Consider the following 15,859-nt stretch of genomic DNA (forward strand, 5'->3'; position numbering starts at 1 on the left):
ATTTCTCCCCCCACCGGAGCAGCGCACATGGCGGCGATCATCCGGCAGTTGTGTCAGCGTCGTTACGAATCTGTTTCGAGTCAATAAAATAATTTACTTGTTTTAATGTATTCAGCCATGCACTCTTTCTCCGAGGACAGAGGCACAGGCACCATGACCAGCGACGCCACCGATCGTCAGAAATTCGCCCTCGGCAAGAACCCCGGTCGCAGCCGCGCGCATAACCGGCGGGTTGTGCTCGATCTTTTGCGCAGTCACGGGCAGTTGGGACGCAAGCAGATTGCCGAGATGACGCGGCTGACCACGCAGGCGGTGGCCAATATCATCGACGAATTGCTGGCCGAAAACCTGCTTGTCGACATGGGCCGCCTGCGCTCGGGGCGCGGCCAGCCGCCGGTGCAATTCGCGCTCAATCCGAACGGGGCCATCACCATCGGCTTTGAAATCTCGGTCAGTCATCTGGTGACAACCGTGCTGGACCTGCATGGCCAGATCAGGGAACAAGCCTCGGTGGCGCTCGACGATACCGGCCCCGCCGCGCTCATCCCGTGCATCGTGGCCGAGGTCGCGGCGCTGCGGCTCCGCTTTCCGGCGGCGCTGATGGGGGTGGGCGTCGTGATGCCCGGCCCCTTCGAGATCGAGGGCCTCTCCGGCGTCGGCCCGACCACCCTGCCGGGCTGGGCGGGCATCGACGCCACATCGCAGCTTGCCGCGCAGATCGGGGTGCCGGTGGTCATCGAGAATGACGCCAACGCGGCAGCGGTAGGCGAGTCGCTGTTCGGGGCCGGACAGGGCCTGTCGGATTTCTGCATGATCTATTTTGGCGGGGGGATCGGCCTTGGCATGATCCACGACCAGCAGCCCATCCGCGGGGCCTTCGGAAATGCGGGCGAGATCGGCCATATCGTCAGCGCCCCCGGCGGGCGGCCCTGCGCCTGCGGCCAGTCGGGCTGTCTGGAACGCTATGCCTCGCTCGACGCCTTGCGCGAACGGCTGGGCGAGGCGGCAGCGGGCGATCTTGCGGCCATGCTGGCGGCAGGCCATCCGCCGCTGCTGGACTGGCTGGACGAGGCGGCGGCGCATCTCGCGCCCGTGGTGGCCATGCTGGAAAACATCCTCGACCCCGAAACCGTCATTCTGGGCGGGGACCTTCCCGACCCGCTGATCGACGCGCTGATCGCACGGCTCCGGCTTGGCACCTCGGTGGCCAACCGGCGCAACCGCGCCCTGCCAAGGGTGATCCGCGCCCGCACCGGCCATCGGATCGCGGCCCTCGGCGCGGCGGCGCTGCCGTTTTTCGACAGCATCGTGCCAAAGCTCGACACCGGCCTTGGCCCCTCCGCCAGCCAACGCCCCGCCGCCCTTGCAATGGCAGAGGGCCAGACCCGAAGGATTGCCGCAAATGACTGATCGCACCCGCATCGCCCGCCAGATGGCAGACCCCGCCCTCGTGCGGCTGCACCGCGCCCTGTCCCGCCTGACCTCGGTGGTCACGGTGATGAACACCGGCGCCCACCCCGATGACGAACAAAGCGGCATGCTCGCGTGGCTGCGGCTCGGCCTTGGCATGCGGGTGGTCATCGCCTGCTCCACCCGTGGCGAGGGCGGCCAGAACGCGCTCGGCCCCGAACGGCGCGGCGCCCTCGGCATCCTGCGCAGCCGCGAGATGGAAGAGGCCGCGCGCGTGCTCGATGCCGATATCCACTGGCTGGGACATGGCCCCGACGATCCGGTGCATGATTTCGGCTTCTCCAAGGATGGCGACGCCACCTTTGCCCGCTGGGGAGAGGCGCGCATCGTCGAGCGTCTGGTGCGCGCCTACCGCACCGAGCGCCCCGATGTGGTGATCCCGACCTTTCTCGACGTGCCGGGCCAGCACGGCCACCACCGCGCGATGACCCGCGCCGCGCAAACCGCCCTGCGGCTCGCCGCAGACCCGGACGCGCACCCCGAACACGCGGACGAAGGCTTGCAGCCCTGGCAGGTCGCCAAATACTACCTGCCCGCATGGTCAGGCGCGGGCGGCACCTATGATGATGAAGTCCCGCCTCCCCCGGCAACCCTCACCCTCGCCGCCAGCGGCCTTGACCCCGCCACCGGAGCGGCCTGGGACCATATCGGCGAGCAGTCGCGCTTCTATCACGCCTCGCAGGGGATGGGCCACTGGCGCGCGGTTCCGCAGGACAGATGGCCCCTGCACCTTGTGGGCGGCCAGACCGAGGCCAGCATCACCCAAGGTCTGCCCGCCACGCTGGCCGACCTTGCCGCCCTGCCCGATGCGCCCGCCGCCCTGATCCCCGCAGCGCAGGCCATTGCCGAGGCGATGGCGGGCTTTCCCGATGCCGATGCCGTGGTCGCCGCACTGGTGCGGGCCGACGCCGCCTTGGAACAGGCCGAGGCGGGCGGCAGCAGCGCGTTTCACCTGCAGCACGGGCACCGGCTCCGCCGCAAACGGGCCGAGGTGCAGGCCGCCTGCCTTCTGGCCGCGCGCGCCCTTCCCACGCTGGCCTATGCGGAACCGGCGCGGCTGTTCCCCGGCGCGGACGCCGCGCTTCACTGGCAATGGGCCGTGCCGCCCGTGCATCAGGTCACCGTCACCCCCGTCCTGCCGCAAGGGGTCAGCGCGGCGGCACCGACCGCCGATGGCTGCACCCTGACCGTGGCGGGCGATGCCCCCTTCACCCCGCAGTTCCTGCCGTCATGGTCTGCCTTGGGCGGCAATGGTCCGGCCTTTGCCAAGGTCAGCGCCACCCTCGGCGGGCGGCGGATGACAGCGGCCTTCGATCTGGAAACACCGCTCGAGATCGGCCCCGAACGCACACTTGCGCTGGACCCGTCGGCGGTGATCCTGCCGCTTGCACGGCTGCCCCGCTCCATCCCGCTGCGCGGCGCGGACGGCGCCGACTGGCAATTGCCCGAGGGGTTTTCGCTGGAAAACGCCACCCTCACCCTGCCTCCGGCGCTGCCGCGCGGCCTGCATGTGCTGACCCCGATGCTGGACGGTCGCCCCGCCTTCAGCCGCCACGAGGCAAGCTATCCCCATTCCGGCAGCTTCAGCTACCTCGCGCCCGAGACGCTGCGGCTCTTGGCCTTGGACCTTATCCTGCCCGAGGCGCGCATCGGCTATATCGGCGGCGGCGGTGACAGCATCGGTCTGTGGCTGCAACGGATGGGGGCCGATGTCACCCTGCTGGCCCGACTGGAAGGGGCCGAGGATCTGGGCCGCTTCACCACCTTGGTCGTGGGCATCGTGGCCTTTGGCAGCCGCCCCGATCTGGTCGCCGCCACCCCCGCCCTGCACCGATTTGTGGCGGCGGGCGGGCATCTCGTCACGTTCTATCAGCGCCCCGATCAGGGCTGGCGGCCCGATACGACCCCGCCGCGCCGGCTTGTCGTCGGCACCCCGTCGCTGCGCTGGCGCGTCACCGATGCCCAAGCGCCCGTCACCATGCTGGACCCGTCCCACCCCCTGCTGGCAGGCCCGAACCGGATCACGCCGGACGATTGGGACGGCTGGAACAAAGAGCGCGGCATCTATTTCGCCAGCGAATGGGATGCGGCCTATGTGACCCTCCTGTCGATGCATGACGCGGGCGGCCCCCCGCTTACGGGCGCGCTGGTCTCTGGGCAGATCGGGGCGGGGCGGCACAGCCATTGCGCGCTGGTCCTGCATCACCAGCTCGACCATCTGGTGCCGGGCGCGTTCCGTCTGCTGGCAAATCTGGTCCAGCCCGCGGGCTGAGCGCGCATGACCCCGCCGCGCCGCGACAGCGATTATGCCGGTGCCCCGTGGCTGATCGCGGATATGATGCTCATCACCTGCATGACGGTGATCGTCAAACTGCAGGGCGCCACCTATCCGGCGGCGCAACTGGTGTTCCTCCGCGCCCTGTTGGGGGGCGCGCTGATCGTGCCTCTGGTCTGGCGGCACCGGCGCGATTTTGCCGCGATGCGGCACCCGTGGCGCAATGCGGCCCGCGTGGCCTGCAACGCGGGCGCGCTCACCTGCAATTTCCTCGCCCTCGCCCACCTGCCTCTGGCTCTGGTCACGGCGATTTCCTTCACCCGTCAACCGGTGACGATGGTGCTCGCGGTCACCTTCCTGCGCGAAAGGGTGCGCCCCTTGGCCTGGGCAGGCACCGCGCTTGCCTTTTGCGGGGTCATGGTGATGATCGGCCCCGTGGCGCTTGCCCCCGGTCTGGGGCTGCTGGCGGCCTTAGGCTCGGTGCTCTTCGGCTCGCTCGCCACCATCCAGACCCGCGCGCTGCGCGCCGAAAGCGCGGTGGTGATGATGGTCTTCTACGTCGTCGGACTTCTGGTGCTCACGGCGGGGCCGGCATGGCTGTTCTGGGTGCCGGTGCAACAGCAAGACTGGCCCGCGCTCTTTGCCATCGGCCTTCTGGCGCAGATCGGGCAGTTCTGCTTTTTGCGGGCCTACCGCTTCAGCCCCGCCTCGGTGCTCGCCCCGCTGTCCTACGGGGCGCTGGTGCTGGCGACGGGCGCGGGCTGGCTGGTCTTTGGCGACGTGCCGACCCTTGCCACGGGGGCCGGCATCGCCATCATCCTGCTTGCCTTGCGGATCGTGCATCTGGCGCGCGGCCAGAGCGGCGCAAAGGACTGACCCGTCCCGCTATCCGGCGGCGGTCGCGACGGGGGCGGCGGCAGGGGTGTTGCGCGTGAAAGGGCCATAGGGGATCATCGGCGGCGCAAAGGTTTCTGCCGTCGCCCTGTCCCAGCGGTCATGCCATTCGGCCAGATCGGGGTGGCGCTCTGCCGCCAGCAAGAAGCCCTCCGGCACATAGGCAAACACCTCGTTCCCATCCATGAAGGTGCTGGCCTCCTGCCGGAACATCAGGTGATAGGGCAGGAAATCGCCCGGATGGTCCAGCCCCGCCGCGCTGGCCAACTCGCCCAGGGCGTGCAGCGTGTTACGGTGGAACCGTGCGACCCTCTGGCTCTTGTCGTCAGGGTCCAGCGCCCGCTGGCGTAACTTGTCCTGCGTGGCGATGCCGACGGGGCATTTGTTGGTATGGCACGACTGCGCCTGAATGCAGCCGATCGCAAACATGAACCCCCGCGCCGAGTTGCAGAAATCGGCCCCCAGAGCCAGCACCCGCGCGATGTCGAAGCCGCTGACGATCTTGCCCGCCGCCCCGATCTTGACCTGATCGCGCAGACCCGCCCCCCGCAGGGTGTTGTGCACGAAATGCAGCCCCTCGCGCATCGGCATCCCGACACGGTTGGCAAATTCCAGCGGGGCCGATCCGGTGCCGCCCTCCTTGCCATCCACCACGATGAAATCCGGCACGATTCCGGTTTGCAGCATCGCCTTGACGATGCACATGAACTCCCGCCGGTGCCCGATGCACAGCTTGAAGCCCACCGGCTTGCCCCCCGACAGATCGCGCAGCCGCGCGATCATCTCCACCAGACCCAGCGGCGTCGAAAACTCGCTATGCGCGGCAGGCGACAGGCAGTCGACCCCCATCGGAATCCCGCGCGCCTGCGCGATTTCCGGCGTGATCTTGGCGGCGGGCAGCATCCCGCCATGCCCCGGCTTGGCCCCCTGGCTCAGCTTGATCTCGATCATCTTCACCTGAGGGTCCGCCGCCTGCACCGCAAAGGCCTGCGGGTCGAACCGGCCCTCCGGCGTGCGGCAGCCGAAATAGCCCGAGGCCACCTGATACACCAGATCGCCGCCACCCTCGCGGTGATAGCGGCTGATCCCGCCCTCGCCCGTATCATGCGCAAAGCCGCCCAGCTTCGCCCCCCTGTTCAGCGCCGAAATCGCATTGGCCGACAAGGACCCGAAGCTCATCGCCGAGATGTTGTAGAGCGAGGCATCATAGGGCTGCCTGCAACTGGCATTGCCGATGCGGACACGGAAATCGGTGTTGGTGATCTGGCGCGGCACCACCGAATGGGTGATCCAGCCATAGCCCGCCTCATACACCTTCTGCGTGGTGCCAAAGGGGCGCTTGTCCTCGACCCCCTTGGCGCGCTGATAGACCAGACTGCGCGCCTCGCGGCTGAAAGGTTCCTCGTCATGGGTGCCTTCCAGCAGATACTGCCGGATCTCGGGGCGGATGCTTTCCAGCATGTAACGGATATGCCCGATGATCGGATAATTGCGCAGCACCGCATGCTGGGTCTGGGTCAGATCGCGCAGCCCCACAACAGACAGCGCGCCCAGCACCAGCGCCGGAAGCACCATCCAGCCGGAAACGAAAACCGCCAGCAACGCAAAGACAAGGGTGCCGATCAACACCAGTCCAAACAGGCTGAAACGGGCAAGGGAAGCAAATCGGAACATCGTCTAGGGTCTTTCTATGCTGTCCGGTGACAGGCGTTTACACGGGCGGTCCGGCCATCCTGGCCGGGCGCCTGCCCCGCACGCAACAAAGGCGGCGCGCAGGCGCAGGCCAAGGATGGCGCAAAACCATGAAGGAAGGCTGCACGCGGGCCGCCTTATCCTGCGGCCTTCATGTCGATGACCACCCTGCCCTGCACCGCGCCCTGCAAGATCGCGGCCCCGAGCGCGGGCACCTCCTCCAGCGTCGCGGGCCGGATCATCGCCTCCATCTTGTCCATCGGCAGGTCCGAGGTGATCCGGTCCCACGCCGCCACCCGCCGCGCATAAGGCACCGTCACCGAATTGATGCCCAGAAGATTGATGCCCCGCAACAGGAAGGGAATGATGTTGGCCGGCACCGCCAGCCCGCCGGCATTTCCCACCGCGGCCACGCTGGCCCCCGATTTCATCTGCCCCAGCACACGGGCCAGCATCTGCCCCCCGACGGCATCGACACAGCCCGCCCAGACCTCTGACTCGAGCGGGCGCTTGATCGTCTCGGCCAGATCGGCCCGCGCAATCAGCCGCGACGCGCCCAGATCGCGCAGATAGCCCTCGGTCTCCGGTCGCCCCGTCACCGCCGCAACGCTATAGCCAAGCCGGGCCAGCACCGCCACCGCGACAGACCCCACGCCGCCTGCAGCCCCCGTCACCAGAACCTCGCCCGCAGCAGGCGTCAGCCCGTGATCTTCCAGCGCCATCACGGCCAGCATCGCGCTGAACCCCGCGGTTCCCACCGCCATCGCCTGCCGCGCGCCCAGGCCCTCGGGCAGCGGCACCAGCCAGTCGGCCTTGACGCGCGCCCTCGTGGCATAACCGCCCCAATGCGCCTCGCCCACGCGCCAGCCTGTCAACACCACGCGGTCTCCGGGCGCATAGCGCGGATCGTCCGAGGCCTCGACCACCCCCGCAAAATCGATCCCCGGCACATGCGGGTAAGTGCGCACCAGCCCGCCCCCGCTGGCCGAAAGGCAAAGCCCGTCCTTGTAATTCAGCGTCGAGAACTCCACGCGCACCGTCACGTCGCCCGCAGGCAGGGCATCATCGGGCAACTCTGCCAGCCGCGCCGCCGCCTGCCCGTCCTCGCCCTTTTCCATCAAGATGGCCCGAAACATCCGCATCTCCTCTCCTCGCCGTTCAGGCATCCGCTCCGTGCCCAAAGCTGTATCAGACCGCGCGCCTGCCTGCCCGCAAAGAGGCAACAGGCGCAGCACAAGGTCAACCCCGCATCGCGCCCGCGCCGCGCCCCCTTGTCATCGGGCGGATCGCAACCACATTTCGCGCACGGCGCGTTCTTCGCTTGTGACCGCCGGAATCCTTTACTACCCTCCCCCTGATCCGCGGCCTGGGGATGCCCGGTCACCCTCCAATTCAGAAGGAACCAAGATGAACCACACCAAATTCTTGCTGGCCTGTGCAGCCTCTGCCATCGCCTTTTCCTCTGCCGCGCGCGCCGCTGACGCCGAATTGCTGGTGTTCGACTGGGCCGGATGGGAAATTGACGGCATGCTGACCGACTATGTCGCCAAGCATGGCGCGAAACCCACCTACAGCTTCTTTGGCGATGATGATGAAGCCTTCCAGAAAGTCTCGTCCGGGTTTCGTGCAGATGTGGCCCATCCTTGCGTCGCCTCGCTGCCGCGCTACCGCGACGCCGATCTGATCGAGCCGTGGGATGTGTCGCGGATTCCCGAATTTGCGAATATCAACCCGCAACTGCTCGACTCCGACCTCATCAAGGATGACGCGGGCGTCTGGTTCATCCCCACCGATTACGCCTATACCGCCACCGCCTACAACACCACCGAGGTGCCTGCCGCCGATGTGGCAACGCTGAACGTCTTTACTGACCCGAAGTATGCCGGCCGCACCTCGCTGCCCGACAGTGCCGATGACGTGTGGTCCTTGGCTCTGCTCGCCACCGGTGTCACCGAATGGGAAAACGTGACGGACGAACAGTTCACCGCCGCCGCCAACTGGCTGCGCGAAGCGCACAAGAACGTGCGCGCCTACTGGTCCGACCCGTCCGAGATGTCGCAACTGATGGCCACCGGCGAGGTGCTGGTTGCATGGTCATGGAACGACGGCGTGGCCCTGCTGGCTGCCGAAGGCTTCCCGATCGGCTTCGAGCGCAGCCCGGCCGAAGGCGCAGCCACCTGGTTCTGCGGCTACGTCAACCTCAAGAATGGCCCCGGCTCGCAAGACAAGGCCTATGACTTCATCAACTCGCTGATGATGCACAGCTCCGCGCAGCCCCTGCTCGACGAACTGGGCTATGCCCATGCGAACGCCGAAGCCATGAAGACCATCTCCGAAGAGGCGCTCAAGGCAGCCTTCGTCGATCCGGTGACAACCACGCTCCTCGCGCAGACCCCGGTTTCGGCCGAGTTCCGCGAAAAGATGATCAACGAATTCGAACTGATCAAATCGGGCTTCTGATCCGCCACACAGACCAGCGCCCGGCCGGACCTCCGGTCGGGCGCTTTCTTTTCGCGCGCAGCCGCATCGCATACTCCGCCCGCCCCGCACCCTGCGCCCCGCTGTTTCCGCGCCCCTTCTCCCCCATGCCCCATGCAATTTACGCCCGCTGCGCGCGCCGGACGGCAGCGCATCAGCGGGCCGACCTCTGCCAGACCCAGGCCATACATGGGCCATACGTAAGCCATACGCGGCCCAGCCTCGAAAAACCCCGCAAACCGTCTTGTGACCTTCCCCCGCCCCGCCTATATTGGGGCTGTTCGGGGCAACTCGGACTATGGTGATAAACGCACCTGTAATAGACGGCTCGGACCCGGGGGCGGTACCCGGCGACTCCACCAATTCACCTGTTCGTTTCAGGGGTTAGGGGTCGAAATAGGATCGACGAACGTTCAAAGAGGCCAGCTTTCACTCGGTGAGGTACCACCGTAATCGGTCCAAATGTACAGTTGCAAACGACAACCGTGCTCCGGTGGCTCTGGCTGCGTAAGCAGTTCGAACACCGAAACTTAAGCCCTTGCGCTTAGCCGCGTAAGGCGGGGTTCGCAGGTACCTGGCAACAGAAACCTGCATTTCCTCTCCGCTTTGTGTCTTGATCGGGCAAGCCCCGCGCGCAACCCTCGCGCCCATGCGCGCACTCTTTCTCGGCCTCGCCCTCAGCCTGCCCCAGCCCGCCTTGCCGTGCGAGGTGGCCCTGCTGCTCGCCATAGATGTCTCTGGCTCTATCGACGCCGAGGAATACCGCATCCAGTCCAAAGGCACCGCAGACGCGCTGCTCCATCCGGCAGTGGCCGAGACACTGGTCAAGGGTCAGGTCGCGCTCAGCCTGATGCACTGGTCAGGCATGGGACAACAGGCGGTCGTGCTGCCCTGGACAAAGATGCGCGGCCCCTCCGACCTCCAGCGCGCCGCCGAGCAGATCCGCGCTGCCCCGCGCGCCTTTTCTGGCTCCGACACCGCAGTCGGGCAGGCCATCGACGCCGCCCTCGCCCAGTTCGCGCAGGCCCCGCCCTGCCTGCGCCAGATCATCGACATCTCGGGCGACGGTCCCGAAAACAGCGGCAACACCGCCCGCGCCGCACGAAGCCGTGCAGAGGCCGCCGGGGTCGCCATCAACGCCATCGCCATCGAGGACGTCGGCCAATCCACCGCCATTACACGCTTTTACCAGAACTGGGTGATCACCAACGGCGGCTTCGTCATCACATCGCGCAGCCTCGCGGCCTATCCCGAGGCCATCCGCGTCAAGCTGCTCCGCGAACTGGAAAAACCCGCCTCGTAAGACTTGTGCCTTTTCCGGATGCGCCGCGGGGGGCGCCCCCCTTTTGCCTCAGCCCCGCAGAACCGCGCCGGGGTTCATGATCCCCGCCGGATCAAGCGCCGCCTTGATCGCCCGCATCGCCGCCAGCTTGGCCGGATCGCCATAGCGCTCCAGATCGCCGACCTTCAGCCGCCCCACGCCATGTTCGGCGCTGACCGATCCGCCAAGCGCGTGCACCAGATCATGCACACAGGTCTTGACCGCCTCGCGCTGGTGGTCGTGGTCGGCCCGGCTGCGGCCCGGCACAGGGAACACGTTGTAATGCAGATTGCCATCACCGAGGTGGCCAAAGCAGTTGATCCGCCACTCCCCGAGGGCGGCAAGCGCCTTGCCGGCGCGCGGAATGAAATCCGGTATCGCCGAAAGCGGCAGGCTGATGTCATGGCTCGACACCGCGCCGATGCGCCGATTGCCTTCGGGAATGCTCTCGCGAATGCGCCAGAGCGCCGCCGCCTGCGCCTCGGAGGTGGCGATCACCCCGTCCTGCACCAGACCCGCCTCGGCCGCCTGCGCGTAAAGACCGGCCATCGCCTCCTCGGGGGCAACGACCTGCGGCAGACCCAGTTCGATCAGAACCGACCATTCCGGCACCGGCGACAGCGGCACCGCGATTTCGGGCAGCTTTTCCGCCAGAAAGTCATATCCCATCCGGTGGATCAGCTCGAAGGCAGAAATCAATCCGGCAACCTGTCCCTGCGCCATCGCCAAAAGGTCAAGCGCTGCCTGCGGACCCGGCACCGCCAGCAGCGCCACGACCCGCGCGGCAGGCTCGGGGAACAACCGCAGGCTGGCGGCGGTGATGACACCCAAGGTGCCCTCGGACCCGATCAGCAGATGGCGCAGGTCATAGCCGGTGTTGTCTTTGCGCAGCCGCTTCAGGCCGTGGAATATGCTGCCATCAGGCAGCACCGCCTCGAGCCCGAGGCACAAATCGCGGGCATTGCCATAGCGCAGCACATTCACCCCGCCCGCATTCGCGGCAAGGTTTCCGCCTATCCGCGCCGACCCTTCGGAGGCCAAGGACAAGGGAAACACGCGGCGCAGCTTTGCCGCCTCGGCCTGCACATCGGCAAGCACCATCCCCGCCTCGACAACAAGCACGTTTTCGGACGGATACGCTCCGCGCAGCGCCGTCATCCGTTCCAGCGACAGGACCAGCGGCACAGGCCCTTGCGCCATCACCTGCCCGCCGACAAGCCCGGTGCCGCCCCCCAGCGGAACGACCCCCACACCGGCACCCGCGCAGGCGCGCACGACCGCCGCGACCTCTGCCGTATCACGCGGACAGGCCACCGCCGCCGCCTGCCCCTGCCAGCGCCCACGCGGCTCCTCCAAGTCGCGCGGGGCCGTCGCGCGCAGCAATCCGGGATGGGTTTCGCCCAGTGCAGACAGGAAATCGGGGGTGCAGGGGTGCAGCATCGGTTGGCTCCTTTGCCCCCGCTTTACGCCAAGGCGGTTGCCATGAAAACCGCTCTTCCGGCGTTTCCGCCGTCATCGCCCGTCCACCGTGGCGCGCGAGCGAGGAGACCCGTCAGGGACGACGAGCGCCCGGCTAGTTGATCCGCTCCGGCAGCAAAACCATGATCGTCGGTCGCCCCGGCAGATTGCGCAACGAGACGTCGAGCGACGGCAGGCCGGTTTCCACCACCTCGAACTCCGATTGCATATTGTCCAGAAACACCCGCAGCGACGCGCCGGAAAACCAATGCATCGGAATGACAATCGAAGACCGCAGCCGACGCACGACCTCCGCCATTTCCGACACGGCCATCGTATAGCCGCCATCCACCGGCACCATCACCACATCAAGCCGCCCGATGCTGGCATATTGCGCCTCATCCGGCGGGTGATGCAGATGGCCCAGATGGCCGATGCACAGCCCCCCCGCCTCGAAGACGAAGATCGAATTGCCGTCCTCGCGTGCTCCATCTCCCCAGCGTGACCGCACATCGGTCGGGACGTTGCGCACCAGCATAACGCCCAGATCGAGCTCGTGCTGCGCCGGGCCAGCCTCTGTCGCCCAACCCTGCAGCACATGCGGGATGCGGGGGTCGGGGTTCGGGGTCCAATGGGTGGAATGGGCGTTGTTCATCGTCACCACATCGGGCACCCAGTCACGCAACCCGGTGAAGCCGGTGAAATCCGTCACCGCCACTTTGCCCCCCGCCGCAATGGCAAAGCTGGCATGATCGATGAAATGGATGCGCACCTGATCCGCCGCGACATCACTGCCAAAGCTGACGGGCATCACCTGCGCAATACCCTGCGCGACCGCAAAGCAATGTGACGGTATCCGCTCGGGCGGGTCCGGCGTGCCGTCAGGCGCTTGCGCTGCGACCGGCGCGGCCAGGGAACACATCAACAGGGCGGGCAGGATCGTCAGACGCATCGGACACCTCCGGGTTGAACCCGAAACCTAGCACGGCTTGGCGCGGCGTCAGCCGCGGGGTCCGATCACGCTTGCGTCAGCAGTCAGCCCACATCGGTCCGACCGCGCCGGTCGGCGCGCAAAGCGGCATAAAGCACATGATTGCGCCACCGCCCGTTGATCTGCAGATAACTTTGCGCGACGCCCTCATATTTGAAGCCGGTCTTCTCCAGCACACCCCGACTCGCCACATTTTCCGGCAGGCAGGCCGCCTCGACCCGGCTCAGGTCCAGGACAGAAAAGGCATGATGCACCACGGCCATGATCGCCTCGCGCATGTAGCCGCGGCGGCTGAACTGCTCACCCACCCAATAGCCGATGGTGCCGCATTGCGCCGGCCCGCGCCGGATGTTGTCCAGCGTGATCGCCCCCAGCAACTGCTGATCCTGCCGCCGGATCAGAAGGAACGGCACCGCCGTGCCTTGCGCCTCGGCCCGCTGCGCCCAATAGACGCGATTGGTGAAGGACCGCCGCGACAGGTGGTCCGCCGACCAGACCGGCTCCCACGGGGTCAGAAACCCGGCGCTGCCTTCGCGCAATTCTGCCCATGCCCGCCAGTCGCCATGCACGGGCAGGCGCAGCGTCATGCGCTCTGTCTCCAGCTTGGGACGGCGGCGGAAGGGCAGCATCAGGCGGCGAGCCTTTCACGGATGCTCGCCAGACCGGGGGCTTTTGCCACCGGGCCGTACATGGCAAGCGCGCTCTTGGCCCCTGCCAGATCGCCCGCAAAACGGCGCACATCGGCCATGGTGACGGAGTCGATCTTGGCCACCGCTTCCTCGGCGGTGGGCACCCTGCCCCAGACCGCCAGCAGGCGCGCATTGCGCTCCGCACGGTTCGACGGGCTTTCCAGCCCCATCAGCAGGCCCGCCTTGAGCTGCGCGCGCGCCCGCGCGACCTCGGCTTCGGTCATGTCCTCGGCGGCGCGCTTCATCTCGTCGACCGTAAGCTGGGTCAGCGCGGCGATTTCCTCTTTCGAGGTGCCCGCATAGATGGTGATCGAGCCGGTATCCTCATAGGCGCCCGACTGGGCAAAGATCGAATAGCACAGCCCCCGTTCCTCGCGGATCTTCTGGAAAAGGCGCGAAGACATGCCGCCGCCCATCGTCATTGCGTAAACCTGTGCGGTATAGACATCGGGGTGACGATAGCCGGGGGCTTCCAGCGACAGGGCGAAATGCACCTGTTCCAGCTTTTTCACCTCGCGCCGCTCGCCGCCGATAAAGGCCGCAGGCTCCACCGCCGAAATGCCGCGCGCCGCAAGGTGCCCAAAGATCGCGCGGGCCTGATGCACGATGGCTTCATGGTCCACCCCGCCCGAAGCCGAAAGGATCATCTGGTCGGGCGCGTAATGCTGTCCGACAAAGCCGCGCAGATCGTCGGCGGTAAAGCTGCTCACGCGCTCGGACGGACCAAGGATGGTGCGGCCAAAGGGCTGGTCGGGATAGCTGACCTCTTGCAACCAGTCGAAGATGATATCGTCGGGCGTGTCCAGCGCCTGACCGATCTCCTGCAAGATCACATGCCGTTCGGTTTCGATCTCTTTGGGGTCGAACACCGGATTCAGCACGATATCTGCAATCACATCCAGCGCCAGCGGCACATCCGCCACAAGGCAGCGCGCATAATAGGCTGTCATCTCCTTGGAGGTGTAGGCGTTGATGTATCCGCCCACATCCTCGATTTCCTCGGCAATCTGCAAGGCGCTGCGCTTGGCCGTGCCTTTGAACGCCATATGCTCCAGAAAATGCGCGATGCCGTTCTGCTCGGGGCGTTCATGCCGCCCGCCCGCCATAACCCAGACCCCGACCGAGGCCGATTGCAGCCCCGGCATATGTTCGGTGACGATCTTCAGGCCATTGGGCAGGGTCGAGATTTGCAGGCTCAAGATGCGATCCTTTCGCGGATCAGGGATTGAAGGCGGCCAAGGTCATTGGGCACGCGGGTCAGCCGCTCGCGGCGGTCGAACAGATCGGCCATGCGCGGCGGCAGGTCGGGGCGCTGCCCGATGGCGTCCAGCACCGCGTCGGGGAACTTGGCCGGATGCGCGGTCGCCAGCGTGATCATCGGCGTGGCCCCCAGATGCTCGTTCGCCACCTTCACACCAACGGCGGAATGCGGGCACAGGATTTCTCCGGTGCGCACATATTCGCGCGTGATGGTGGCAGTCGTCTCTTCCTCGGAACAACGGCCCGAAGCAAAGGTCGAGCGCAGGCTTTCCAGCGCGCCCTGACTGATGTGGAAGCCACCCGATTTCATCTCGTCCATCAACTGGGCAATCGCCCGACCGTCACTGCCATAGGCATGGAACAGCGCGCGTTCGAAGTTCGACGAAACCTGAATATCCATCGACGGCGACATCGAGGGTTTGACCCCGTTGGTCCGATATTCGCCCGAGGTCAGGGCGCGGTGCAGGATGTCATTGTGATTGGTGGCGATCACCAGCTTTTCGATCGGCAGCCCCATCTGCCGCGCGATATAGCCCGCGAAGATATCGCCGAAGTTGCCTGTCGGCACGGTAAAGCTGACTGCACGGTGCGGCGCGCCCAAGGACACGGCCGACGAGAAGTAATAGACAACCTGCGCCAGAACCCGCGCCCAGTTGATGCTGTTCACCCCCGCAAGCTGCACTCCGTCGCGGAAAGCAAAATCGTTGAACATATCCTTCACGCGGGCCTGACAGTCGTCAAAATCGCCGTCCACCGCAAAGGCATGCACATTCGCCTCGGATGGCGTGGTCATCTGGCGGCGCTGCACCTCTGACACGCGGCCATGCGGATACAGGATGAACAGGTCCACATTGGCCAGCCCCCGGAACGCCTCCATCGCAGCCGATCCGGTGTCACCGCTCGTCGCGCCGACAATCGTCACCCGCTCGCCCGACTTGGCAAGCGCCGCCTGCATCATCTGGCCGATGAGCTGCATGGCAAAGTCCTTGAAGGCCAAGGTGGGGCCGTGGAACAGCTCCAGCAGGAAATGGTTCGGCCCCATCTGCACCAAAGGCGCGCGCGCCAGATGGCCAAAGGGCTTGTAGGCCGCCGCGATCAGCGCGCGGAATTCGTCATCGCCGAAGGTCTCGCCCAGATAGGGCCGCATCACCTTGAAGGCAATGTCCTCATAGCTGCACCCTGCAAGCGCCGCGATCTCCTCGCGCGCCATCACGGGAATGGTTTGCGGCACATAAAGCCCGCCATCACGGGCAAGGCCGGTCATCATCGCCTCACCAAAGGTCAGGATCGGGGCGGTGCCACGGGTAGATATGTATTTCATCACAACCTTG

The 15,859-nt window shown here is 66.3% G+C and carries 12 protein-coding genes and 1 other RNA gene; 6 read left to right on the top strand and 7 right to left on the bottom strand.

The window, feature by feature from the left end:
- Nucleotides 1-153 precede the first annotated feature (153 nt).
- Genes G3572_RS13440 through G3572_RS13450 form a run of 3 tightly spaced genes read left to right on the top strand, consistent with a single transcriptional unit; the run spans nucleotide 154 to nucleotide 4,621 of the window.
- Entirely contained in the window at nucleotides 154-1,410 is a 1,257-nt protein-coding gene (locus G3572_RS13440) for an ROK family transcriptional regulator (protein ID WP_164612734.1), read from the top strand.
- Nucleotides 1,403-3,742: a PIG-L family deacetylase gene (locus G3572_RS13445; protein WP_164612737.1), complete on the top strand. Its 2,340-nt coding sequence runs from the start codon at nucleotides 1,403-1,405 to the stop codon at nucleotides 3,740-3,742. Before G3572_RS13440 ends, G3572_RS13445 begins: the two co-directional genes overlap by 8 nt.
- 6 nt (nucleotides 3,743-3,748) lie before the next feature.
- The gene (locus tag G3572_RS13450; RefSeq protein WP_164612740.1) at nucleotides 3,749-4,621 is read left to right on the top strand and encodes a DMT family transporter; all 873 of its coding nucleotides are present in this window, start codon (nucleotides 3,749-3,751) and stop codon (nucleotides 4,619-4,621) included.
- Between the two features lie 9 nt (nucleotides 4,622-4,630).
- Here the strand turns inward: G3572_RS13450 and G3572_RS13455 are convergent, their stop codons facing one another.
- On the bottom strand, nucleotides 4,631-6,313 hold the full coding sequence (locus tag G3572_RS13455) for an FMN-binding glutamate synthase family protein (RefSeq protein ID WP_164612743.1): 1,683 nt from the start codon (nucleotides 6,311-6,313) through the stop codon (nucleotides 4,631-4,633).
- Nucleotides 6,314-6,468: 155 nt separating this feature from the next.
- Nucleotides 6,469-7,467, bottom strand: a complete 999-nt coding sequence (locus G3572_RS13460; RefSeq protein ID WP_164612748.1) for an MDR family oxidoreductase — start codon at nucleotides 7,465-7,467, stop codon at nucleotides 6,469-6,471.
- Between the two features lie 271 nt (nucleotides 7,468-7,738).
- Here G3572_RS13460 and G3572_RS13465 point away from each other — a divergent pair, with 271 nt between their 5' ends.
- From G3572_RS13465 to G3572_RS13475, 3 genes are all read left to right on the top strand, one after another.
- Nucleotides 7,739-8,791 (top strand): extracellular solute-binding protein, encoded by a 1,053-nt coding sequence (locus G3572_RS13465; protein ID WP_164612751.1) that lies wholly within the window; start codon nucleotides 7,739-7,741, stop codon nucleotides 8,789-8,791.
- A gap of 258 nt (nucleotides 8,792-9,049) precedes the next feature.
- Nucleotides 9,050-9,404: a transfer-messenger RNA gene (gene ssrA, locus G3572_RS13470) on the top strand.
- Between the two features lie 54 nt (nucleotides 9,405-9,458).
- A complete protein-coding gene (locus G3572_RS13475) occupies nucleotides 9,459-10,112 on the top strand; it encodes a DUF1194 domain-containing protein (RefSeq protein WP_164612754.1) in 654 nt (217 codons plus the stop codon).
- 48 nt (nucleotides 10,113-10,160) lie between these two features.
- Here the strand turns inward: G3572_RS13475 and G3572_RS13480 are convergent, their stop codons facing one another.
- The 5 genes from G3572_RS13480 to thrC form a co-directional block, all read right to left on the bottom strand.
- Nucleotides 10,161-11,570: an FAD-binding oxidoreductase gene (locus tag G3572_RS13480; RefSeq protein ID WP_164612757.1), complete on the bottom strand. Its 1,410-nt coding sequence runs from the start codon at nucleotides 11,568-11,570 to the stop codon at nucleotides 10,161-10,163.
- Nucleotides 11,571-11,703: 133 nt separating this feature from the next.
- The gene (locus G3572_RS13485; protein WP_164612760.1) at nucleotides 11,704-12,540 is read right to left on the bottom strand and encodes an MBL fold metallo-hydrolase; all 837 of its coding nucleotides are present in this window, start codon (nucleotides 12,538-12,540) and stop codon (nucleotides 11,704-11,706) included.
- Nucleotides 12,541-12,623: 83 nt separating this feature from the next.
- Nucleotides 12,624-13,208, bottom strand: coding sequence for a GNAT family N-acetyltransferase (locus G3572_RS13490; protein ID WP_164612762.1), 585 nt, complete (start codon nucleotides 13,206-13,208; stop codon nucleotides 12,624-12,626).
- A complete protein-coding gene (locus G3572_RS13495) occupies nucleotides 13,208-14,467 on the bottom strand; it encodes a M16 family metallopeptidase (protein ID WP_164612764.1) in 1,260 nt (419 codons plus the stop codon). The genes G3572_RS13490 and G3572_RS13495 overlap by 1 nt, the downstream gene beginning before the upstream one ends.
- Entirely contained in the window at nucleotides 14,464-15,849 is a 1,386-nt protein-coding gene (thrC, locus tag G3572_RS13500) for a threonine synthase (RefSeq protein WP_164612766.1), read from the bottom strand. The genes G3572_RS13495 and thrC overlap by 4 nt, the downstream gene beginning before the upstream one ends.
- Nucleotides 15,850-15,859 lie beyond the last annotated feature (10 nt).

This window comes from Pseudotabrizicola algicola, assembly GCF_010915705.1.
Classification (GTDB): Bacteria; Pseudomonadota; Alphaproteobacteria; order Rhodobacterales; family Rhodobacteraceae; genus Pseudotabrizicola; species Pseudotabrizicola algicola.